The 22,450-nt window shown below is 57.9% G+C and carries 19 protein-coding genes and 1 riboswitch; of the genes, 1 reads left to right on the top strand and 18 read right to left on the bottom strand.

The genetic code is table 11. The annotated features are described in order from the left end of the window. Positions 1 to 5 precede the first annotated feature (5 nt). The 13 genes from RFER_RS03340 to RFER_RS03280 all read right to left on the bottom strand — a co-directional run bounded on the left by RFER_RS03340 (position 6) and on the right by RFER_RS03280 (position 16,356). Positions 6 to 1,223 (bottom strand): TIGR04063 family PEP-CTERM/XrtA system glycosyltransferase, encoded by a 1,218-nt coding sequence (locus RFER_RS03340; protein ID WP_011462994.1) that lies wholly within the window; start codon positions 1,221 to 1,223, stop codon positions 6 to 8. Then, positions 1,220 to 3,145, bottom strand: coding sequence for an XrtA/PEP-CTERM system amidotransferase (locus RFER_RS03335; protein WP_011462993.1), 1,926 nt, complete (start codon positions 3,143 to 3,145; stop codon positions 1,220 to 1,222). The genes RFER_RS03340 and RFER_RS03335 overlap by 4 nt, the downstream gene beginning before the upstream one ends. A 5-nt stretch (positions 3,146 to 3,150) precedes the next feature. Continuing rightward, entirely contained in the window at positions 3,151 to 4,329 is a 1,179-nt protein-coding gene (locus RFER_RS03330; RefSeq protein ID WP_011462992.1) for a TIGR03088 family PEP-CTERM/XrtA system glycosyltransferase, read from the bottom strand. Continuing rightward, entirely contained in the window at positions 4,330 to 5,610 is a 1,281-nt protein-coding gene (locus RFER_RS03325) for a nucleotide sugar dehydrogenase (protein WP_011462991.1), read from the bottom strand. 53 nt (positions 5,611 to 5,663) lie between these two features. Beyond that, complete coding sequence (gene xrtA / locus RFER_RS03320; protein ID WP_341799119.1) at positions 5,664 to 7,118, bottom strand: exosortase A; 1,455 nt, start codon at positions 7,116 to 7,118, stop codon at positions 5,664 to 5,666. A 258-nt stretch (positions 7,119 to 7,376) separates the two neighbouring features. Next, positions 7,377 to 8,414 (bottom strand): FemAB family XrtA/PEP-CTERM system-associated protein, encoded by a 1,038-nt coding sequence (locus RFER_RS03315; RefSeq protein WP_011462989.1) that lies wholly within the window; start codon positions 8,412 to 8,414, stop codon positions 7,377 to 7,379. A gap of 7 nt (positions 8,415 to 8,421) precedes the next feature. After that, positions 8,422 to 9,297 carry an XrtA system polysaccharide deacetylase gene (locus RFER_RS03310; protein ID WP_011462988.1) on the bottom strand — a complete coding sequence of 292 codons (876 nt, stop codon included), beginning with the start codon at positions 9,295 to 9,297 and terminating at the stop codon, positions 8,422 to 8,424. Next, the gene (gene wecB, locus RFER_RS03305) at positions 9,294 to 10,490 is read right to left on the bottom strand and encodes a non-hydrolyzing UDP-N-acetylglucosamine 2-epimerase (RefSeq protein ID WP_011462987.1); all 1,197 of its coding nucleotides are present in this window, start codon (positions 10,488 to 10,490) and stop codon (positions 9,294 to 9,296) included. Before wecB ends, RFER_RS03310 begins: the two co-directional genes overlap by 4 nt. Continuing rightward, positions 10,487 to 11,593, bottom strand: a complete 1,107-nt coding sequence (locus RFER_RS03300; RefSeq protein WP_011462986.1) for an XrtA/PEP-CTERM system-associated ATPase — start codon at positions 11,591 to 11,593, stop codon at positions 10,487 to 10,489. The genes wecB and RFER_RS03300 overlap by 4 nt, the downstream gene beginning before the upstream one ends. A 3-nt stretch (positions 11,594 to 11,596) precedes the next feature. Further along, entirely contained in the window at positions 11,597 to 13,084 is a 1,488-nt protein-coding gene (locus RFER_RS03295) for a TIGR03016 family PEP-CTERM system-associated outer membrane protein (RefSeq protein ID WP_041790094.1), read from the bottom strand. A gap of 68 nt (positions 13,085 to 13,152) precedes the next feature. Then, positions 13,153 to 14,124: an XrtA-associated tyrosine autokinase gene (locus RFER_RS03290; protein ID WP_011462984.1), complete on the bottom strand. Its 972-nt coding sequence runs from the start codon at positions 14,122 to 14,124 to the stop codon at positions 13,153 to 13,155. Between the two features lie 7 nt (positions 14,125 to 14,131). Next, a complete protein-coding gene (locus RFER_RS03285) occupies positions 14,132 to 15,706 on the bottom strand; it encodes an XrtA system polysaccharide chain length determinant (RefSeq protein ID WP_011462983.1) in 1,575 nt (524 codons plus the stop codon). A gap of 83 nt (positions 15,707 to 15,789) precedes the next feature. Then, a complete protein-coding gene (locus RFER_RS03280) occupies positions 15,790 to 16,356 on the bottom strand; it encodes an XrtA/PEP-CTERM system exopolysaccharide export protein (protein ID WP_011462982.1) in 567 nt (188 codons plus the stop codon). A 290-nt stretch (positions 16,357 to 16,646) separates the two neighbouring features. Between RFER_RS03280 and RFER_RS03275 the strand changes: the two genes are divergently transcribed. Continuing rightward, a complete protein-coding gene (locus RFER_RS03275; protein ID WP_041790090.1) occupies positions 16,647 to 17,150 on the top strand; it encodes a low molecular weight protein-tyrosine-phosphatase in 504 nt (167 codons plus the stop codon). Positions 17,151 to 17,184: 34 nt separating this feature from the next. On the opposite strand, the gene RFER_RS03270 is transcribed toward RFER_RS03275, so the two are convergent. The 5 genes from RFER_RS03270 to ahcY form a co-directional block, all read right to left on the bottom strand. Then, positions 17,185 to 18,192, bottom strand: coding sequence for an NAD-dependent epimerase (locus tag RFER_RS03270; RefSeq protein ID WP_011462980.1), 1,008 nt, complete (start codon positions 18,190 to 18,192; stop codon positions 17,185 to 17,187). A 39-nt stretch (positions 18,193 to 18,231) separates the two neighbouring features. After that, a complete protein-coding gene (locus RFER_RS23285; protein ID WP_084795423.1) occupies positions 18,232 to 18,591 on the bottom strand; it encodes a PilZ domain-containing protein in 360 nt (119 codons plus the stop codon). Between the two features lie 287 nt (positions 18,592 to 18,878). Beyond that, positions 18,879 to 19,730 carry a methylenetetrahydrofolate reductase [NAD(P)H] gene (gene metF, locus RFER_RS03260; RefSeq protein ID WP_011462978.1) on the bottom strand — a complete coding sequence of 284 codons (852 nt, stop codon included), beginning with the start codon at positions 19,728 to 19,730 and terminating at the stop codon, positions 18,879 to 18,881. Positions 19,731 to 19,740: 10 nt separating this feature from the next. Then, positions 19,741 to 20,562, bottom strand: coding sequence for a TlyA family RNA methyltransferase (locus tag RFER_RS03255; RefSeq protein WP_011462977.1), 822 nt, complete (start codon positions 20,560 to 20,562; stop codon positions 19,741 to 19,743). A gap of 36 nt (positions 20,563 to 20,598) precedes the next feature. Then, positions 20,599 to 22,059, bottom strand: a complete 1,461-nt coding sequence (ahcY, locus tag RFER_RS03250) for an adenosylhomocysteinase (RefSeq protein WP_011462976.1) — start codon at positions 22,057 to 22,059, stop codon at positions 20,599 to 20,601. A gap of 73 nt (positions 22,060 to 22,132) precedes the next feature. Next, a riboswitch (S-adenosyl-L-homocysteine riboswitch) is annotated at positions 22,133 to 22,247 on the bottom strand. Positions 22,248 to 22,450: the final 203 nt, after the last annotated feature.

Genomic DNA, 22,450 nt, shown 5'->3' with positions numbered 1-22,450 from the left:
AGACCTCAGGCTCGAATGAGTTGCGTGCGGTCGTAACGGCTCAACGCTCGTTGATAGACCTCACGGTAACGTGCGACGCTGCCACTCCAGGTCCGCTCCAACTCCACGAAGCGACGCGCCTGCAGGCGAATCTGCGGCCACATTTCGCGCTGCGCCAGCATGTCTTCCAGCGCTATCTCAAGCGCGCCAGCATCGCCAGCCCGAAACAGAAAACCTGTTTCCCCGTGGCGCACCAACTCACGATGCCCGCCCACGTCAGAGGCAACCAACATGCGCCCTTGCGCCATCGCCTCAAGCGGCTTCAGTGGTGTGACCAGCTCGGTCAGCCGGATGGGCCATCGGGGGTAGGCCAATACATCGATCAATTCATAATAACGCTGTACCTCGGCGTGCGCCACACGACCCGCAAAAATGACGCGATCCTGCAGACCGGCGGCAGCCGCTTGCGCCTTCAGTCGGCTCTCTTGCGGCCCGCCCCCGACCAGGAGTACACGCAAATCAGGATGTCGCGGCAGCATTGCGCGCGCAGCCTCAATTAGCAGATCAAGCCCCTCATACGCGTAGAAGGAGCCAGCAAAACCGATCACCGTCGCGCCATCAAGCCCCAACGAGCGACGCAGGTTCGGATCTGCCTCGACGCCAAACTGGAACACACTGGCATCGACCGCGTTCGGAATGACGGTGATGCGCTCATCCGGAATGCCACGCATGGCAATGTCGCTACGCAGCCCCTCACAAATCGTGGTGATCTGGTCCGCCTGGCGAAGTGCAAAAGTCTCCAGCGCGCGCGACAGCCGATAACGCAGACTGCCTTCGACGGTGGTGCCGTGGTCAACGGCCGCGTCTTCCCAGGATGCCCGAACTTCATAGACCACCGGCACGCGCTGACGCCGCCCCACCCACAAACTGGGCAGCGCATTGAGAACCGGCGAATGGGCATGAATAACATCCGGTTTCGTCGTGCGGATGACTTCACCCAGCCGATGGGCGGTGAGTCGCATTTGAGCCAACAAGCCCGCGCCCTTGACACTCGGCGTACGGTAAAAAGTCAAGCCATCAACAGTTTCCTGGAGGGACCCAGTGGAGCCTTGTTTGGGCGTTGTCAGGTGAACAGTGTCCCAGCCCAGCTGGCGCTGCTCACGCAGGATGGAGAGCGTGCGAAAAGTGTAGCCACTGTGCAGCGGAATGGAGTGATCGAGCACGTGCAGGATACGCAGGCTCATACAGCCACCGCCGCCGGTTCAGTGACGCGGCCATCAACCACCTGACGCAAAAAGGCGTCAAACATCAGCAGCGTCCACAACGGTGCGCTGTAGTCGCGCGCACCCGACTGATGGGCTTCCACCAAATGCTGCAGGTAGACCGGGTTAAACCAGCCGGTCGCCAGCAGCCGGTCGCCCAGCACCGCATCGCGCACACGCTGCTTCAGGGGGCCACGGAACCAGCGCGCCAGCGGCACAGCAAACCCCATTTTTGGCCGGTACAACACATCTTGCGGCAGGTAAGACTCCATCGATTTTTTGAAAATGTACTTTCCTTCCTGGCCTCTGATTTTTTGGCTTGATGGCAGCGTGGCCAGCCACTCGACCAGTTCGTGGTCCATCAAAGGCTCACGCACTTCGAGCGAGTGGGCCATGCTGGCGCGGTCAACCTTGGTGTTGATATCGCCGACCAGATAGGTCTTAAGGTCCAGGTACTGGATGAGCGCCAGCGGATCGTCGGTGCCAGCCTGGGCCGCATGGCGGCGAAAGACCTCAAGCGCGTTGTAACCGGCCAGCTCGGTTTTAAAACTCTGACTGAACAGTGCCTCACGCATGGGGCCGCGCAGGATGGAGACCGAGTGGAAATAGGCTTCCACCGAACTGCGAGACAGTCCCTCGAACGTGGTCTTGGCGCGAAACATGCGTGGCGCCCAGTCAGCCTTGGGGTAAAGCCTGCCTAGCGCACCAAACAGGGGGCGCCGCACGCCCAGCGGCAACGCGGCGCGCATGCGCTCTTCCATCAGGTGCAGGCGATAGCGCCGGTAGCCGCCAAACGATTCATCGCCACCATCGCCAGACAACGCAACAGTCACATGCTTGCGCGCTAGCTGGCAAACCCGGTAGGTGGGGATGGCGGAACTGTCGGCATAGGGCTCGTCGTACAGGCGCGCCAGCGTATCGATGAGGTCAAAGTCGTCGCTCTTGACGACCTCAAGACGGTGGTTGGTGTGATAGCGGTCAGCCACCTGTTGCGCAAAGGCAGACTCATTAAAAGCCGGATCGTCAAATCCGATGGAGCACGTGTTGACGGGCTCTTGCGACAAACCAGCCATGACGGCGACGACAGCACTGCTGTCTACACCACCGGACAGAAACGCGCCGAGTGGCACTTCGGAAATCATGCGCAGGCGCACGGACTCTTGCAGGCGCTGCACCAGCTCGGCCTGGGCATCGCCTTCGGAGATCGGGTTGTCCAGACTGAACTGGACATCCCAGTAGGCCACTGGCTCGCCCAGCGGCTGGCCGCGCTTGATGGCCAGGGTGTGGCCGGGCGGCAGCTTTTTGGATTGCTTGAAAATGGTGCGCGGCTCGGCCACGTAACCCAGCGCGAAGTATTCCTCCACTGCCAGCGGATCCATGTCGCGACACAGGCCACCGTGGGCCAAAATGGACTTGAGTTCAGAGCCAAACAGCAGTGTGCCGTCGTCGAGCAACGCGTAGTGCATGGGCTTGACGCCCAGCCGGTCACGCGCCATGAAGAAAGTTTGCTGATTGCGGTCCCACAGGGCAAAGGCAAACATGCCGCGGAAGCGCTTGACACAGTCGGCACCCCAGGACTCCCACGCGTGAACGATGACTTCAGTGTCACTCTTGGTGTGAAACACATGGCCCAGCGCCTGCAGCTCAGGAATGAGTTGCTGGTAGTTGTAAATTTCTCCGTTGAAAACCACCACCACCGAACCATCTTCGTTGAACAGCGGCTGCTGGCCAGTGGCAATGTCGATGATGGACAGGCGCCGATGGCCCAGGCCCACACCAGGCTCGATGTGCAGGCTGCCCTCGTCCGGGCCACGGTGCAACTGTGAGTCGTTCATACGCTGAAGCACGGCCTGGCTGATGGCACTGCCGCCGCGGGTGTCAAAAATTCCGGTAATGCCACACATGATGTCTATGGGTGTTGCTGCTGGGCAAACGGCACAGGGCGCAGGCGGCGCAACTGCTGGTCGTACACCGACTGGTAGGTACTGACCATGGCCTGCAGGCTGAAGGTGGTCTGCGCCCGTTGACGACCAGCCTGCCCCATGCTGTGGACCCGCTGCGGATTTAAGGCCAGTGCCACCAGGCGCAGGGCCATGGCCTGCGGATCAGAAGAAGCAACAAGGTAGCCGGTCTGTCCCTGCAGCACCAGGTCGGCATTGCCGCCCACTGCCGTCGCAACGACAACCAAGCCACTGGCCATGGCCTCCAGTATCGTGTTCGAGATGCCCTCGGCCAGTGACGGCAAGGCAAAAACATGAAGGCCACGCATGATGTCTGGCACGTCGTTGCGCTCACCGGGCAGCCAAGCCAGCGCTCCCAAGCCTGCTGTGTCCAGCACATCCTGGACCTGCGCGCGCAACGGCCCCTCCCCCACCATGATTAATCGCATGCGTTGCCGGAGTTCAGGAGCCAGGGTCAGAGCTTGCACGAAAGCATGCGCCAGCGTGAGCTGGTCCTTGACGGTCTGCATACGGCCGACGGTACCCACCAGGCAGTGCTGCGCCGGATCAAAAGGGCAACCGGCGATGGGCTGCACGCCACCGGGAGACGGGTGGAAGCGTTCGGTATCGACCCCGTTGCAGGCCTGAGTGATAGCGTCCGGTGACACGTGCACCTTGTCTACCAAATAGTCAGCCAGATCACGCGACAGCGCCGTGTACTGGTGAACGAAGGGCTTGTAGAAACGGCGCACGCGCTGGTAGGTGACGTTGCTGCCATCCAGGTCTCCCACGTCGCGGCCGTGCTCACCATGAATGCGAACTGGCACACCGGCCGCCCAGGCTGGGGCCTGCGCCTCCAGCGCCGCGAGGTTGCGGCTGTGGACAATCGTGGGGCGCAGCTGACGGAACAACTTGAACAGTTTAGGGAATTGCCAGACACCGTGGCCTGGCGGTTTGTGCAGTGAAATGAACTCCACGTCGCCACGCTGGATGCGCTGGCAGAACTCCGTTACCTCGGTCAGGGCCAGCACAGCGTGACGGTAGGCGTACGGTGGCATGTGGTTAATGAGATTGACAATACCGTTCTCCAGCCCGCCGGTGTCAAAGCGGTGCATCACATGCAGCACGAGGGGGCGACGGTCTGTCATTTACAAGCGCCAGAGTTTGTAACCTGCGCCTTCGATAGCGCCGCTGTCGAAAGCGGCTTTGACGTCAATAAATGCGCCACCCCGGATGAGTTTTTTGCCGAAATCCTCCGCCGTCAACTCTGCAAATTCACGGTGCGCAACAGCGGCGACAATGGCGTCGGCCCGGGGCAGGTCGGCCCAAGGTAGCAACGACACACCGTATTCATGCATGGCTTCATCCGACTTGGCCCGTGGGTCGGTCACAAACACCTCGACGCCGTATGACTTGAGCTCATTGATGATGTCGATCACTTTGGAGTTGCGCAGGTCACCGCAGTTTTCCTTGAAGGTAAGCCCGAGGACGTTGACCTTGGCGCCCTTGACGTAACTGCCGGCGGCAATCATTTGCTTGATGGTCTGTTCGGCAATGAACTTGCCCATGCCGTCATTGATACGCCGGCCAGCCAAAATAACTTGTGGGGTATAGCCCAACATCTCGGCCTTGTGGGTCAGGTAATACGGATCCACGCCAATGCAGTGGCCACCCACCAGGCCCGGCTTGAAGTTAAGAAAATTCCATTTGGTAGCGGCGGCTGCGAGCACCTCAGTGGTGTCGATACCGAGCTTGTCGAAGATGATGGACAGCTCGTTCATCAGGGAGATATTCAGATCCCGCTGGGTGTTCTCGATCACTTTGGCAGCTTCTGCGGCCTTGATACTGGATGCGCGATGAACGCCGGGCAGGATGATGGTCTCATACAGCCTGGCCACCTGATCCAGCGTGTCGGGACTGTCGCCCGAGACAACTTTGAGGATTTTGGTAAGGGTGTGTTCTTTGTCACCGGGGTTGATTCGCTCAGGAGAATAGCCCACAAAAAAATCCTGTTTCCACTTCAAGCCAGACTCGCGCTCCAGCACGGGAATACATACTTCTTCAGTGGCGCCTGGGTAGACCGTTGACTCGTAAACGACGATAGCGCCTTTTTTCATGTTGCGACCGGCACTGGCGCTGGCACCGATGAGCGGGCGAAAATCTGGTATGTGCGCGTTGTCTACGGGTGTTGGCACGGCCACGACGATGATGTCTGCCTCGGCCAGCAGGGTGGGATCAGCGGTGTACACGGCCTGTGGCGACGCTCGCATTTCCTCATCCGACAATTCTCGCGAGGGATCCACTCCCTTGAGACAGGACTCAACTTTGGACATTGAAATGTCAAACCCGATCGTGCGAAAGTGTTTGCCAAACTCCACCACCAAAGGCAAACCCACATAACCCAAACCGATCACAGCAACCACACTCATTTTGAAACCTCCATGACATTCATTTATTAAAGAAAACCAAATTTTTTTGTCCGTCAATTATTTTGTTGCGCTGCGCGCAACAAGGCATTGATGCTCGGGTAGTTGTCCATCAAAAAGGATTCCAGCACTGAACCTGCACCCCCGGTTCGATCTTTTGGGGTGTAGACAACAATGACAGCGCTGTCATCACCACGTCCGGTTAGCCGATAGAACACGCTGTAAGCTTTAGCCAAGTAGTCGTTAGCGGTCAAGATTCCATTGACCCAGTAAATGTGCCAAACCATCAGTCGGCCCTGATAGCCTGATTGATCCAGGGAGGCGCTACGTAACTCTGCGGTACGCAATACACAGATCTGCTTACCCGCCAATTCGACTGAGCGGCTCGCGCTTGCCACCTGAGCCCATTGCGGGTCGTTGCTGCGCACCAGCACATTGTTGGAGCTAACCAATTTTTGACTGTAGTTCTGATGACGGTAATAAGCCAGATACAGGCCCACCACACGACCCTGACTGGCATAGCTTGCCGCCATTTCACCGGACGGGTTCTGAAAAGCAGGTTTGAAATGCGCCACATCCGGACTCCTGACTTGCCAGTCCGACGCCAGCGCCGCAGGGGCCGTCAGTTGCACCGAATCACCCACGGTGCCGGACTCGAGCGCCCACAGGGCGAGATGCGGCGCCGCCAGCAGTGCCGCGAAACCAGCCGTCGCCGTCCACAGCCTTGACGCAGTCATTGCGGGCGCACTCTCAGCAGGAACTGAACCGTGCGCACTCACCGCTTGCCCGGACTCCGTCCAGCGGGTGCCAATGATGAACATCAGCATCATCACGACGCCAAAAAAGAGCCAACCATAAATCAGATGATCGACCCCGACTGCAAGCTTGTTGCCTGACAGGTGCCCCAGCATGACAATCATGTAGGCACGCACCCAGTTGGCAACAACTGGAACCAACAGAGAGGCGATCACGAACAGGACACGACGCTTGGTCGAATGGTAGTTCAGGTAGGCAAAGAGGGTACCGACGGTCAACGAAGCGATCAGGTAGCGCACGCCACTGCACGCCTCCACCACCGACCAATTGCCGGAGGGAATGACAAACTGAAGCCCCTCACGATAGACAGGAACGCCGCTGAGGCGCAGGGCCAGCACTGTGAAATTTGCGGTCCACTCCATCAGCTGGGGCAAGAGAAATTCACCAACAGGCACAGCAAAAAAAAGGAATCCCAGCGGGAAAATGATCAAACGTGCGACCGACCAACCCAACACGGCCGGCACCGTCAAGACCAGCAACGCCACAAAGGCCAACTGGGTCACCGCATTAACAGCCGCCAACTCGCCCAGAAGCCACACCAGTGAAGCGGCCGCGATCAACACAAGCACCGCGGGCGTTGACCGGGGAACCTGCACTGCGATCAGCTGACGTTGCCGCCAAACCAGCCATAGGGCGATCGGCGGAACAAGGAAGGCATGGGCAAACGTATCGGACCGGGCCCAGATAGTCACCATGGCGGCGCCAGTTTCGCGGTAGAGCACAAACGTCCAGAGCAAAAGCAGTACCAGCGCGACAAGCGCCTGCCGCCAGGGCTGACTCAGCTCCGATCGGATCACGGCAGCGTAAGGAGTAACGACGGCGTTCATGGCGCCTCTCGTGCTGGCTGACGGGCATTGAGATGGAGGGCCATGCAACCCAAATGCGCGGTCCGGCTGTAGCTTTCATGCACCCTCAACCGATGTACCAGGTAAAGCAAGTTGGCCATGATGAATTCAGCCCAGGTTGCGCACAACGAAAGGGCCCAACCAGTTTGCAACCGCCAGGGGCAAACGCCGCCACGTGGCGATCAACAGCTTGTATCTGGCATTGGACGGGTTGTTTTGTGGCACGTCATCGCGCTTGTAAAGACAATATTCATAGTGCAGCGGCGTGGGCTCAAAACCCCAGTTTCTTTTGAAGGCGTAGGAGCCGGTCCCCAGCTTGCTGCGTCCATAGTCAAACACTTTGAGTCCGCGCGCACAGGCGCGGCGCATCAACTCCCAGTATTTGAAATCGTTGGCAGCGAGGTCGCGCGCGGGCTCAAAGTCGCCCGCATAGTAGGGCAAGACCTCGCCCCGAAAGTAAAAACTCAACACACTGCTCAATGCCCTGCCATCGGGGGCACTAACCGTCAGCACCTCGCAATCTGCACCAAATTCGGCCTGTAAGGCCTGAAAGTAACGCTTGGGCAAAGCGGGCGTGCCATGACGGCGAACGTTGTCGGCATAAAGGGCAAAAAAGCGCTCCACGTCAGGGTCAATCGTGCTTACCAGTCTATTCTTGATACCTTTGCGTACCATGGCCCGCTGCTTGCGCGGAATGGCCAACAAATTGGCGTCGTCGTCAGCCAGAATTTCCTTGCGAAACGTGACATACAGGTCTTGCCTGGGCCAGTCTGCATGGCGCGGATTGATGTTGCGCCATTCAAGATGCGCCACCCCCAGTCGCCTGGCAATCTGTTGTGCTTCATGCTCCAGGGCTTGCGCCACCTGCTCATTGGCAGCGGCGATGCCGCCATACACAGCAAACGGCAAACCTGCCAGCGAGTTGCCAAAAAACCAACTGTTGACATGACCCAGCGGCAGTACACCCTGAACGCCTTCATCGGACTCGGCATACAGAAAGTAGGTGTCATGATGAAAAATATCTTGCACAATTTTCTGCCAGCCGGCGCGATGAAAAAAAGTCGCCTCCGGGCACGCCATGACAAACGCGTCCCACCGCTTGGTCGTGGCAATGTCCGCAGGCATGAGACGCTTGATGTTTAACATGGGCTGCTCAAGCGACGCTCACAGGTTGACTGAATCGGTCCAGAAAAATCTGATCCATGCGACCCCACTTGAAGTCCCCCAGCAGTTGATTCAAACGTCCTTCCATCCGGTCGATATTGAAGTAATGACGAAAGCGCGTCTTGCTGCTGATGCCATCAATGCGCGGCTGTCCGGGGTCGATCTCCCAGGGATGGAAATAGAAGACACCTGACTCATGCTCATGGCCGTTCACCCGGCTGAGCATCCAGCGTGACCAGGCATAGGGCAGCAATCTGAAGTAGCCTCCGCCACTGGATGGCAAGTTGCGGTTGAATACCCGCAACGTGGTAATCGGGATTTCCATCAACCCCGGACGCACTTCATAGGCAAAACGCGGCGACTCTGGCATGCCGTAGTGGTCATGCCGGATCGGGTAGACGCTGGAGCTGTAGCGGTAGCCGGCCCGAGCCAGGCAGTCAAAGGCCCAGAGATTGCCACTACCAATGGAAAAACTCGGCGCGCGATACCCATTCACTTCACTGCCCGACAGATCTTCCAGGACGATCTTGGCTAGCTGAATATCGGCAAAAAATGCCGCTTCGGTTTGATCGCTGGCGCGCTCGTGGCCGTAGCCATGGCTGGCCAGCTCATGCCCTTCGCGCACGATGTGTCGCACCAGCTCAGGATATCGCTCTGCGATCCAGCCGAGCGTAAAAAATGTTGCCTTGGTATCGCTGTTAGCGAGCATTTCGAGGATGCAGTCAACATTGCGTTCGACTCGGCACTCACGCAGATTCCACTCGGAGCGGGCAATATGCGGCGCAAATGCCGAGACCTGGAAATAATCTTCCACATCAATGGTCAACGCATTGGTGACGGGCTCGACTGGCGGGGCGTCTTTCATAACACTCTCAACCTCGACGCCATGTCTGCTTGCCGTTGCTTTAACCACGGGTACATGTCGGCGGCGATCCGCTGCGCGGCATGGCCATCCCAAAGCTCGGGCAGACGACCACGCTTTCCTTTGCCCGCCAGGATGTCTTTGACCGCCCCCAGAATGGCCTCCCGATTGCTCCCCACCAGCGTGTTGGTCCCCTGCTCCACCGTGATCGGGCGCTCTGTGTTTTCCCGCAGCGTCAGGCAAGGCACCCCCAACGCCGTGGTTTCTTCCTGTAGCCCGCCTGAGTCAGTCAGCACCAAGGTGGCTTCGGCCATCAGGCCCAGCATTTCTAGGTAGCCCTGCGGTGGCAACAGCACCATGCGCGCGGGGTCAATCAAGTCCATCAGACCAAAGCGCTCAATGTTGCCGCGGGTTCGCGGATGCAGCACAAACACCAAGGGCAAACTGGTCGCAACCTCCCCCAACACACCCAGCAAGGCGCGCAATGAGTCGGGATGATCCACGTTGGACGGGCGATGCAAGGTCACCAAGCCCATCCCAAGCGGGTGACGAATGACGCCGGGATCGACGTGGCAGGCTTGCAAGGTGTGGCTCACGCTGCGGGCGTTCGCACGACCAAAAACAACCGAGTCAATCATGACATTACCGGCAAAGCACACCTGGTGTGACGCGATACCCTCGCGCGCCAGATTGTCTTGCGCCGTGCGCTCCGTGGTGTAGAGCCGGTCGGCGATCTGGTCTGTCAGTATGCGGTTGATTTCTTCCGGCATGGCACGGTCATAGCTACGCAGTCCGGCCTCGATATGCACCACCGGCACGTTTTTTTTAACCGCCACCAATGCGCAGGCCAGCGTTGAGTTCACGTCTCCAACGACCGCCACACAGGACGGCTGGTAGGTATCAACAACCGGCTCAAACCGGCGCATGACCTCCGCTGTCTGCACCGCGTGCGTGCCTGAACCAACTTCAAGATTGACATCCGGGGTTGGCAAGCGCAAATCTTCAAACAAGCGCTCACTCATGTCTTTGTCGTAATGCTGGCCCGTGTGCACCAGTAGCACCGGCAGCGCCGGCACATGCGCCGCCATGGCCCTGAGAATAGGTGCCATCTTCATGAAGTTCGGTCGCGCACCCACCACGCAAATGACAGGCCCAAGATCAGCATCCGTTACTCGCCCAAGCAACTGATCATTCATGAGTGACTCTCCTGACTCGGTTTTCTCGCCGCCATCACCATTTTTTGCAACATGGCGAGAACTTCGAGATTAATGCGCTCGATCCGAAGCATGCTTAGTTCGAGACGACGCAAACGGCCATCGTATTGCTCGGCGCTCAAGCCATCGATTTGACTGCAAAGGGCACCGGCCAATGCCGACCCCGCTTGCAATTTGGTTGAATCGATATCGCCGGCTTCAAAGCCGCTCAGGCTTTGCACGGGCGCGTCGTCAGGGGTAGATCCAGCCGACGCACTCGGCTTGACCGGGACTGCCGACTCATCGTTAATTTCGTTCACCACCTCGTTGACATCCTCCACACCAAAGGCGTCTTTGTTGCCCAGGAAGCCAAACAGCAGCAAGCGGTCACAGGTGAGGTTGATGCGACGGGGAATGCCCCCAGAGGCCTTGAAAATGGCCTCGAATGCAAAGTCGTCGAAGCTTGGCCGACCCTTGGCGCCAGCACACTTCAAACGATGCTCAACATAGCCGCGTGTCTCGTCCTTGTCCATCGGCCCAATATGGCAAGTAGCCGTCACGCGTTGCCTGAGTTGCTGCATGGTCGGACTCTGCAAAATCGTGCGGAACTCGGGCTGCCCCACCAGAAATGTCTGCAACAACGCTTGTTGGCCGAACTGGAAGTTGGACAGCATGCGCAATTCTTCTACCGCCTTGGCTGTGAGGTTTTGCGCTTCATCAACAATCAACAGACAGCGTCTGCCCTGGCTGGTCTGGTTGACCAGGTAGGCCTCCAGCGCCATCAACACATCGGCCTTGGAAACATCTTTGACCCGTACCCCAAACGCCGCGCCCACCAGGCGCAAGGTGTCTTCCGCGTCGAGCTGCGTGGTGACAAGGTTGGCAGCCACGACCTTGTCGGGGTCAAGACTGGCGAGCAGGCCGCGCACAATGGTCGTCTTGCCCGCCCCCACTTCACCCGTGATCACGATGAAACCTTCGTTTCGTTGCACACCATACTCAAGGTAAGCCTTGGCTCGGCGGTGCTGCTTGCTGCCAAAATAGAAGCTTGGGTCAGGATTGAGCTGAAAAGGCTTGCTATTCAACCCGTAATATGTTTCATACATGGATCAGAACTGCACGTTCAAACTAACGGTAATGGCGGTTTCGCCATATGGCGCAGTGAAGCTGCTGTAAACGACACGCCGAACACCGACAGACGCCGCGGCGTTTTTCCCAACTTTGCCCGTGAGTTGAATACTCAGCAAGCGCAAGCGTGAATCCTGAAGGCTCAATTCCCCGGTGGTATCTTGCTGTGATGCCAGAACACCCAACGAATAGCCGGGCGTCAGGCGATGCGCATAATTGAAACTGAAACCGCGTTGGTGAACCAGGGGAGCAGTCGTGAAATCGTCAACACCGGTCGTCACCGTGTCAAGCCGACGGTTCTCGCTTCGGGTGACAGCAAAAGTCACGGTGTCACGCACCCCTAACAATACAAACGACAGGTCCTGCCGCCGTTGCAAGGACACGGACGAGGTCAAAAAGCTGCTGATGACCGGGGTATTGGGGCTGATGCCGTTGGTCTGCAAATAGGCATTGATCAACTGGGCGCGTTTGGTCTCGTCAGGCTCCAGGGAGGCGAACTGGCTGAACAAGAGATCGTAGACGGAACCCAGGCTGGAGAGACCGGTTTGTCCGGGCGTGGTTGAAACATCTTTTGAGTCAGAAAATCTCCAGGCAGTGCGGGCCGTTCGGTGCTCAAAGCTGACGCTGTGCGCATCGCCGAACGGGCGATGATCCAGCGACGCTGACAACTTGCTCCTCTCCGATGGCGCCCAGTTCACTCCGACACCGCTGGTGTCGTAATTTTGCTTGTCAAGACTGGTGTAGTTATTGGTCTCGCGCCCAGCCCTGGCCGACACGCTGAGCTGAGGCGTGACAGCATACGACAAGCCAAGGTTCAGTCGCTCGGATTCGGTTGGGCGACCGGCGCTGTAATCAGCAGTTTGCTGACTGGCATCAGCCGACCAGCCAAGATTGCCGAAGGCCCGGTCTGCACCCACTTTGGCGACAGCATCGACCGTTGTCACACCACGGCCAATGGCCGCATCGCTGCTGGTAACGGTCCGGCTGTAACGCGCCTCGTAGTTGGCAACACTCCCCAGGAGGCCACGCACATAGGGTGAGAGACGATACGTTGAAACCTCGGTCCGATTGGGATTGATAGACGTGTTGTCAACGGACTGCGCGCCAAACGCCGAAATCGACTGTTGTGAAATGTTGCCGCTGAAATCCAGAAAAGCCCAGTTGTCAATCACCTCCAGCGTGCCAAATGTGTTGAGGGCGTTTTGCGATTTTTGGGACGATGAATCTTGCGCGTAGAACAATTCATTGCGTGAGTAGTCAAAATATGCATGAACTCGAGCGCCCGCTACATTGACGAGAATGCCTGGGCTGATCTGGGTAATTTGATCTGCCTGGGGGTTGGTTGAACTCAGACCCACGTTGTTCGTCAGGACTTCGGAGATCGAGATGCGCGGCACAACGGATACCAGGCGTCGTGACCCTGCGTCCTCAACTGTTGCCTGCGCATAGGCACCCACCGACGCCATCATGAGCAGTCCAGCCGTTGGGGCGCCAGCAACCCGAAACCGCAACCTTCTCAGTGCGAGGGGGCTACGCATCATGGCTGCGTGGACAAGGAAGACAAGCCCGACCGCGCCTGCTCATAGCCGTGGCCGTAGCCATACCCATAACCGTAGCCATAGCCGTAGCCGTATCCCCCTTTTGAAGCGGTTTTCGCCTGATTCAACAACATCAGCTTGACCGGGCAGGCCTCAATCGTGGCAAGCGCCTGCACAACATCTGACTTCAAAGTCTTTTCCGCCTGAACCACCACCACCACCTGACCCATGTGGGAGGCCAGCACACGCGCCTCGGTGGCAAGAAGCAGCGGCGGAGAATCAAAAATAATGATCCGATCTGCATAGCGGGTGGCCAAATCCGTGAGCAATCGAGTCATCGCGTCACTGGCCAGCAATTCGGTCGCGCGCGGATGCGGCGTGCCGCTGGGCAGCAAGGACAGCTTGTCAATATTCGTTTTCAGCAACACGCTGGACAAGTCCTTCGATTCGTCGAGCACCAGATCGAGCAGACCGGCGCCTTCATCCAAGCCCATCACAGCCATCACCGAGGGGCGCAAGACGTCGGCATCCACCAACATGACCGTGTAATCAAGTTCAGTGGCCATGCTCATCGCCAAATTGATGGCGGTAAAAGTCTTGCCTTCGCCTGGGAGTGCACTGGTCACCATGATCAGGTTGCCGCTCGTGACAGTCGAGGCCCCTTTGCCCATGGCGTTGCTGATCAGGGGCCGCTTGACGACCCGGTATTGATCCGCGATCTGGGAGCGTGGTGCATTCGGGCTGACAATGCCAGCTTTTGCGAGTGCCTCCAGATCAATTTCAATGCGTCGTGACGTTGCGCCTGAGTGAACACCAGGCGCCGTTGCGGCCTCTGCAACTCGGGCGGTCTCGGTCACCGGTTTCCAATTTTCGTCAGATGCGTGAGCCACGGGTGTCACGACGGGCATCTCGGCACCGGCTTGACGAAGTTGCTCCAGGCGCACTGCCGCCTGCTCGATTAGGCTACTCATAGTTGGTTCATCCTAGCCGTCCGGACATCACGGAAAAAATGATCATCCCGGTTAAAAAAACGCCAATCAAGCCACCAGACGCGGCCCAAAACTTTTTCAATTCCAATTTCTCTCTCAGTACCGCCCCATCGTCCAGCACCAAGGTCACCACACCCAGCAGTGGCAACCCAAGGGTCTCTTTCAGGGAGCGTCCATCGTGAAAAACAGCACGCAATTGACTGGCAGCAAAGGCCGCGACCAGTCCGACACCCAAGCCGGCCAACAGGGCAAGCGGCATCAGCAACAGACGGTTGGGCGCCACCGGTTGGGGGGATGCACGCGGCGGATCAATCAAACGAAAATCGGCCATGCCTGCTGCACTGTCCAGGTCGCCGGACATGGCGGCTGACTCTCGTCTGGAAACCAGGTCGTTGTAGTTCTTCTTGTTGATGTCGTAGTCCCGATTCAATTGCGCAAGTTCTGCTTCAATTTGAGGGGCGGTTTTCATCAACTCGCGCGCCCGTGCGTAACGGGTCTCGTACTCGCCCACCCTGGCCCGCAACGCAGCCACCTGCACCTCGGAGGAGGCCAGCAGGCGGTGGAGCTCCTGGTAAGCCATGCTGTTGGCAGACGCTGCTGCCGGATTCGCCAGCGCAGTCTTGCGCAGTTCCTGCAATTCCTTGGCTTTGGTGCTCTCAAGTTCCTGGATCAGTCGCCGGGTTCCAACCACATCGGGATGTTGCTCGGTAAAACGCTGCAGCAGCCCATCAAGCTGCCGCTTTTGGGCGTCAATACGCGCATCAATCTCGGGCGTTGAACTCTGCATGGCAGACTCCTGGAGCAGACTGCGAGAGGTGATGTTGGCGTTCTGATCTTTTTCGGCATCGAGCTGACGTTTTGCCGAATCCCGCGCGTTCTCTGCCTCGCGCAAGTCCAGACGGGCTTGACTCAGTTGGCTGCTGACAGCACCAATCTGTCCGGCCATGTCTTTCCCGTCCGCATTCTGAAGCTCGATGTTGCGAAGCCTGAATTGCTTCAGCCGTGCCTCTGCTTCCTCAAGCTTCGTCACATAGGTCTGAATCTGCTCGTCAATAAATCTGCGCGCGGTCTTGGAGTCTTTGCGGCTATCGCCCAGACTGGACTCAACAAAAATTGACACCAGGGACTGAACCACCCGCTTGGCCTTGTCAGGGCTCGTGTCGCGGTAGGACAGCACGTAAAGGTTGTCCCGGCCCACATTCTTGATTTCAAGCGTTTTCATCAAACGATCAATCAAGGCCTCGTGTTCGCTCTTGGATTGGGTTTTCAGGTCAAGGTCGGCCATGCGAACAAGTTTTTCAACATTGGGGCGACTGATCAGCGTGCGACTCAACATCCCCACCTGCTGATCGACATTGGGCTGCACCGCCAAGCCCGACATCAATGGCTTCAAAATCGACTGTGTGTCCACAAAAATACGGGCGGTTGCTTCGTACTTGTCGGGAACCGAAAGCACCACGAACAAGCCGATTGCGGTAACCGCCCAGGCCACCAACAGGCCCAACCAGCGATGCTTCCACATGCCTCGGGCAGCGGTGGCTAATTGGCTAATGAGCTCATCCATCGGATTTAATCTTTGTGGTCAGGGTTGAAACGCTACCAAGCCGTCGTCACGCGACACAAACCGGTAGCCAGGAAGAGACGGCTTTAAAACCAGCCTTGCGGAATAATCAGAACATCGCCAGGTTTCATCTCGACATTGGCAGAGATATCGCCGCGCTTGACCAGGTCTTTGAGTCGCACCGAATAGCGCTTGTCGCCCTCTGAAGCACGTGTGATGGAAGCCGCGTTGCCATCGGCAAAATCGGTCAGGCCACCCACGGCAATCATCACATCGAGCACCGTCATTTTTTGTTTGTACGGCAGGGCCTGAGGTCGGGCGGCCTCGCCAACAACCCGAATTTGCTCGCTGTAGGGTCCGACAAAGCTGGTCACAATGATCGTCACGACCGGGTCACGCACCAACTTGCTCAAGGCCTTCTCCACATCACGAGCAATCTCGACCGAAGTCTTGCCCTGGGCCACCAACTCATCCACCAGTGGTGTTGACACCTTGCCATCCGGACGAACCGGCACCGACATGGAAAGCTCAGGATTGCGCCAGACGATGATGTTGAGCGTGTCGCCAGCACCCACCACATAGTTGTAATCTGTTGTGGCTGCACCCATTGGCGCAGGCGGGTAGGCTGAAGAGCTGGCGCAAGCGGCCACCATGACGGTAATCAGACCCAAAACGACCCAACGGATCGCAACTTTAGTAATGCAATATAAACTTTTCAAAGCGTATCCCCTGTACAGGTTGAAGGCGTTCGATGGGCTCGGAGGCTGGAACACAGTTGCCGTTCCGGCTTATGGCGCCACCCGCCGAATCACGCTTTGAAGTCTGCGCTGATCGGCACTTCCTAAATTGATATTTCTCAAGAAACACTGCACATTGCTCAATGATCCAAAGACTAAAAAATTTCTGCTTTTTTAGGGGTTCCGCACCCATAAAATGCGCTTCTATGACCAAGCTGCTGATGGTGTGTATGGGCAATACCTGCCGCTCTCCGATGGCGCAGGCCGTGATTCGCAAACTGGCGCTTGAGACCGGGCTTGCGCAGCCATTTGAAGTGGCTTGTGCGGGCACCCACGCGCACCACCTGGGCGAACGGCTCGACCCCAGAGCTGCGCTGACGCTGACGCGTCACGGCTACGAGATGGGCCGCGTTCGTTCTCGCAGAATTACAGAACAGGACTTCCAGTCCTTTGACCTGATTCTGGCGATGGACAGCAGTAATTTGACTGAACTACACCGACTGTGCCCAGCCGAACAGGGACACAAATTGCACCTGCTGCTGGACTTTGCCGAAGAAATCAGTGAGACGGAAGTTCCCGATCCGTATTACGGCAACCAGGAAGGGTTTGAGCAGGTGCTGGCGTTGTGCGAGGCTGGCGCCAGGGGCTTGATCCGGCGCTTGCTCCAGAAACCTTCAAAAATTGATGCCGCAGTACCCCCGGCGGGCTAGTGGCCAAAACATATCATTGCCACTGCGCAGCCAACTACACCTGGTAATAGTCGCGATACCAAGCCACAAAACGGGCAATTCCCTGCTCAATCGGGGTGCCGGGTACAAAACCCACCCAATCGTTCAAGGCATCGGTATTGGCATAGGTGGCGGGCACATCACCATCCTGCAACGGCAATAGATTTTTCTCCGCCTTGCGGCCCAAAGCTTCCTCGATACAGGCGATGAAATCGAGCAAGGGCACGGGCTTGTTATTGCCAATATTGAACACCCGGTAGGGCGCGTTGCTTGTCGCCGGGTCAGCCCGCGCCGGGTCGTACACCGGATTGGGGCAGGCCACACGATCCAGTACCCGAACGACACCTTCGACGATATCGTCGACAAAGGTGAAATCACGCTGCATCTGGCCATAGTTGAAAACGTCGATGGGGCGTCCCTCCAGGATCGCCTTGGTGAACAGGAACAAGGCCATGTCAGGCCGACCCCACGGCCCGTACACCGTGAAGAAGCGCAGGCCGGTGGTGGGCAGACCATACAAATGACTGTAGGTGTGCGCCATCAGTTCATTGGCTTTCTTGGTGGCAGCGTAAAGACTGACCGGGTGATCCACACTGTCATGCTCGGAAAACGGCATGTTGGTGTTGCCACCGTAAACGCTGGAGCTTGACGCGTAGACCAGGTGCTGCACTTGTGTGTGGCGGCAAGCCTCCAGAACATTCATAAACCCGACAATGTTGCTGTCGATATAGGCATGCGGATTTTGCAGCGAGTAGCGCACACCGGCCTGGGCCGCCAAGTGAATGACGCGGTCAAATTTTTCATCGGCAAAAAGCTGCGCCATGCCCTGCCGATCAGCCACGTCCATTTTGACGAAGCGAAAACCCGCGTGCGGGCTCAAGCGCTTGAGGCGATTTTCTTTCAGAGTGACATCGTAATAGTCATTGAGGTTGTCCAGCCCCAGCACTTCATCGCCGCGCGCCAACAAACGCAGTGCGGTCGTCATGCCAATGAAGCCCGCCGCCCCCGTCAAAAGTATTTTCATGAAGTTGATGCACGATCAGAAGTTGCCATGGGCCGCATCTTAATGGGTGCGTGTCAGCCAGCCTGCGTCGGCATCAACGATTTCTGCTGGATTCGAAAAAAAAGAATCAGCAAATTTCGCGGCAATCCCATGCACACCATCTTTCTGATCGACCCGAAGCACCTGGCCGTCGCACACCAATTTCAATTTCTCGCCGCGCACCGTCAGCTCAACAGCAAAGTACACGTGCGAACCCAGCGCTGGCGCAGTGTCAATTTCAAAATAAATGCCAGTTGCGCTGATATTGCGGGCCAGGCCATGAACATTACCGATTTCGACTGGCAACGCGGTCTCGAATCGGACTGCACGTCGCCCATGCATCAAGGGTGGTTTTTTATTTTGGATTCTTAGGTGTTTCATGCTTGAACAACATCATTGACTCACGCAACGCGAAAAACAGTCAAAACCCACCACAGGCCAAGACAAGCCTCTCAGTTCATGAAACCGCAAGAACTGTGCCCAAAAAAACCACTTGTAAATTAATTGTTACAAATCAATGACTTGCAAAAATGATGAATTCCAGGTGTCCCCCTTCTGACTCGGCCTCGCGCGGATCTGTAAACTAATCCGACACGTCATTGGCGCTTGCCCAACTGCCACGAACACGGCGGACATCGGCGCCAATCCAGCACCAGTCAGTCAATCGCTCAATCAGCCGGTCCCTGGCCCAGCCTGTTGCAGACTTCCAGCGTGGCGGCGCTCTGGTTCATGCTGTAAAAGTGCAGGCCGGGCGCACCGCCGGCGCGCAGTTGCTCGCACAGGTCGGTCACCACGTCGAGCCCAAAAGCCTTGATGGACACGGCGTCGTCGCCAAAACCCTGCAGACGCAAGCGAATCCAGCGCGGAATCTCGGCGCCGCAGGCATCGCTGAAACGCATCAGCTGCGTGGAACTGGCAATCGGCATGATGCCGGGTACGATGGGCAAGCTCAGGCCCAGCGCATCCGCCTCTTCGACAAAGCGGAAGTAGGCGTCGGCGTTGTAGAAATACTGGGTGATGGCGGAGTTGGCACCGGCTTTGACTTTGGTGGCAAAAGCCTGCAGGTCAGCTTCTGGCGACCTGGCCTGCGGATGCACTTCCGGGTAAGCCGCCACCTCGATATGAAAATAGTCCCCCGTTTCAGCCCGCACAAACGCCACCAGGTCGCTGGCGTAATGAAACTCGCCACCGACGCCAAAACCGCTGGGCAAATCGCCGCGCAGGGCGACCAGGCGCTTGACGCCCATGGCTTTAAGAATGGCCAGCTGTTCACGCACCTTGGCGTGGGTCGCACCAATGCATGAAATGTGAGAGGCCGCGCCAATGCCCTCGGTCAGAATGTCGCGCACCGTGCTGAACGTGCCCTCCTGGGTGGAGCCCCCAGCGCCAAACGTCACCGAGCAAAACTCAGGCTTCAGGGCATACAACTGCTGGCGCACCAGGCGCAGCTTTTCCACCCCTTCGGGGGTTTTGGGCGGGAAGAACTCAAAGCTCAAGGGGATTTGAGGGGTCGCGGTCATGACGGACTTTCTAAAGTTTCAGCCTGGCTGCGGCGATAAAAAATTCACGGTTGCCGTCGCCACCGGCAATCGGCGAATCAAACCACGCCGTCACGGTCAGACCCAGTGCGGCGCAGGCTTCGCGCAGACGTTGCTCTACCAGCCAGTACATCGCGGCATCCTTCACGATGCCACCTTTGCCAACCTGGCCAGGTTGCAATTCAAACTGGGGCTTGACCAGCGTCAACAGCGTGCCACCGCATTTAAGCAGCGGCACCACGGCGGGCAGTACCAGGGTTTGCGAGATGAACGACAGATCGGCCACGATCAGGTCGAATTCGGGCGCAAACTCAACCAGGTCCGCATCACCTTCTTCTACATCAAATTGGCCTCCAGCCCCCGTGCTTTCTTCATAAGCAGCTATTAAATCTGCAGCGACCAGGGCGCGCGCATTGACCTTTTCAATACACAGCACACGCGGGTCTTCGCGCAGGCTGGGGTGCAACTGGGCGCTGCCCACGTCCACCCCGACCACCGAGGCGGCGCCGTGCTGCAGCAAGCAGTCGGTAAAGCCGCCGGTCGACTGGCCCACATCGAGGCAGGCCAGTCCGGTCACGGACAAGCCGACCTGCTTGAGCGCGGCCTCCAGCTTGAGGCCGCCACGCGACACGTAGCGCGCCTCGGCGTCGTTGAGCAGCTTGAGTTCAGCCTCCAGCGGAATTTCGTCACCGTTTTTGGTCACAGTCTTCCACTCCGTTCCCTTGAGCCACTGCACGCCATCGGCAATCAGGCGCTGGGCCTGCGAGCGGGTGCTGGCAAGTTGCCGTTGTACGAGTAATTGGTCAGCACGCATGATGTGTCGTGGTCATTCAGTCAGGAGGTCGGTTCTTTAGTAGCGGTAGCTGTCAGCCTTGTAAGGGCCCGCTTTGCTGACACCAATATAGGCGGCTTGTTCGTCCGTCAGTTCAGACAGCATGGCGCCGACTTTGCCCAGGTGCAGGCGCGCCACTTTTTCGTCCAGATGCTTGGGCAACACATAGACCTTGCCGACCTTGTATTGCTTGGGCTTGGTGAACAACTCGATCTGCGCGATGGTCTGGTTGGCAAAGCTGGAGCTCATCACAAAGCTGGGGTGACCGGTGCCGCAACCCAGGTTCACCAGACGGCCTTTGGCCAGCAGGATGATGCGCTTGGACGGTGTCTTGCCCTTGGCCGGGAAGATCACATGGTCGACCTGCGGCTTGATCTCTTCCCACTTGCACTTGTCCAGCGAGGCCACATCAATCTCATTGTCAAAGTGACCGATGTTGCAGACGATGGTCTGGTCTTTCATGGCCGCCATGTGCTTGTAGGTGATGACGTTCAGGTTGCCGGTGCAGGTGACAAAAATATCGCATTTGTCAGCGGCGTACTCCATCGTCACGACCTTGAAGCCTTCCATCGCCGCCTGCAAGGCGTTGATCGGGTCCACCTCGGTCACCCACACTTGGGCCGAGAGTGCGCGCATCGCCTGGGCACAACCCTTGCCGACGTCGCCATAGCCGGCGATCAATGCCACTTTGCCGGCGATCATGACGTCGGTGGCGCGCTTGATGCCATCCACCAGCGACTCGCGGCAACCGTACAGGTTGTCAAACTTGCTCTTGGTGACCGAGTCGTTGACATTGATCGCGCGCAGCATCAACTCGCCCTTGGCGGACATGTCGTTGAGGCGGTGCACGCCGGTGGTGGTCTCTTCGGTCACGCCAACGATGTTTTTCAGGCGGCGGCTGTACCAGGTCGCGTCGACCTTGAGCTTGGCCTTGATGGCAGCAAATAAACAGACCTCTTCTTCGCTGCCGGGTTTGGCCAGCAGCTTGATGTCTTTCTCGGCACGCGCACCCAGGTGCATCAGCAGCGTGGCGTCGCCGCCGTCGTCCAGAATCATGTTCGGGCCCTCAAGCGCGGAGCCCTTCTTGCCACCGAATTCAAAAATACGGTGCGTGTAGTCCCAGTAGTCGGCCAGCGATTCGCCCTTGATTGCAAACACCGGTGTGCCCGTGGCCGCAATCGCTGCCGCTGCATGGTCTTGGGTCGAAAAAATATTGCACGAGGCCCAGCGCACCTGCGCGCCCAGGGCTTGCAGGGTTTCGATCAGCACGGCGGTCTGGATCGTCATGTGCAGCGAGCCGGTGATGCGCGCGCCCTTCAAGGGCTGCGACTTGGAAAATTCTTCGCGAATTGCCATCAGGCCGGGCATTTCGGTCTGGGCAATGTTCAACTCTTTGCGGCCCCAGGCGGCCAGGGATAAATCGGCGATGACGTAATCGACATTGGGCTTGAGAACAGCGGGTTTGAGAACAGCACTCATGAGATGGCTCCATACATTGTTGAATGCCACTGTGCCACGCGCGAACCCCAAAAACAGGCTCACCGCACAGACCAGTGGGTGAGCGCCGTTGACTGTCGCAGCCCCATCAGGGCCGCGTGCTCCGAGCCTCACTCGCGTCCCCTGCCGGTTTCTGGCCAGGATATCGAGCTGCAACGCTCCTCGGAAAAGGGCGATTATACGGAGCTACGGGCCGCATCGCTGCATGGCGATGCGCCAAGGCCTGTATGCTGGCGCTCCAAGCCCATGTGACCGAACCCAGGCACCGCCGCGAAGGAAAGACATCCATGCGGCGAGCCTTCCTATTCAGGTGGATGTTAGTTGTGACAGATCAACTCCGGCGCACGTGGCATGCGCCGAAGACTTGAAAAGC

It is taken from the genome of Rhodoferax ferrireducens T118 (assembly GCF_000013605.1).
Taxonomy (GTDB): Bacteria; Pseudomonadota; Gammaproteobacteria; order Burkholderiales; family Burkholderiaceae_C; genus Rhodoferax; species Rhodoferax ferrireducens.
The sequence above is the reverse complement of the archived record's forward strand: the minus strand, read 5'-3'. Positions and strand labels throughout refer to the sequence as shown.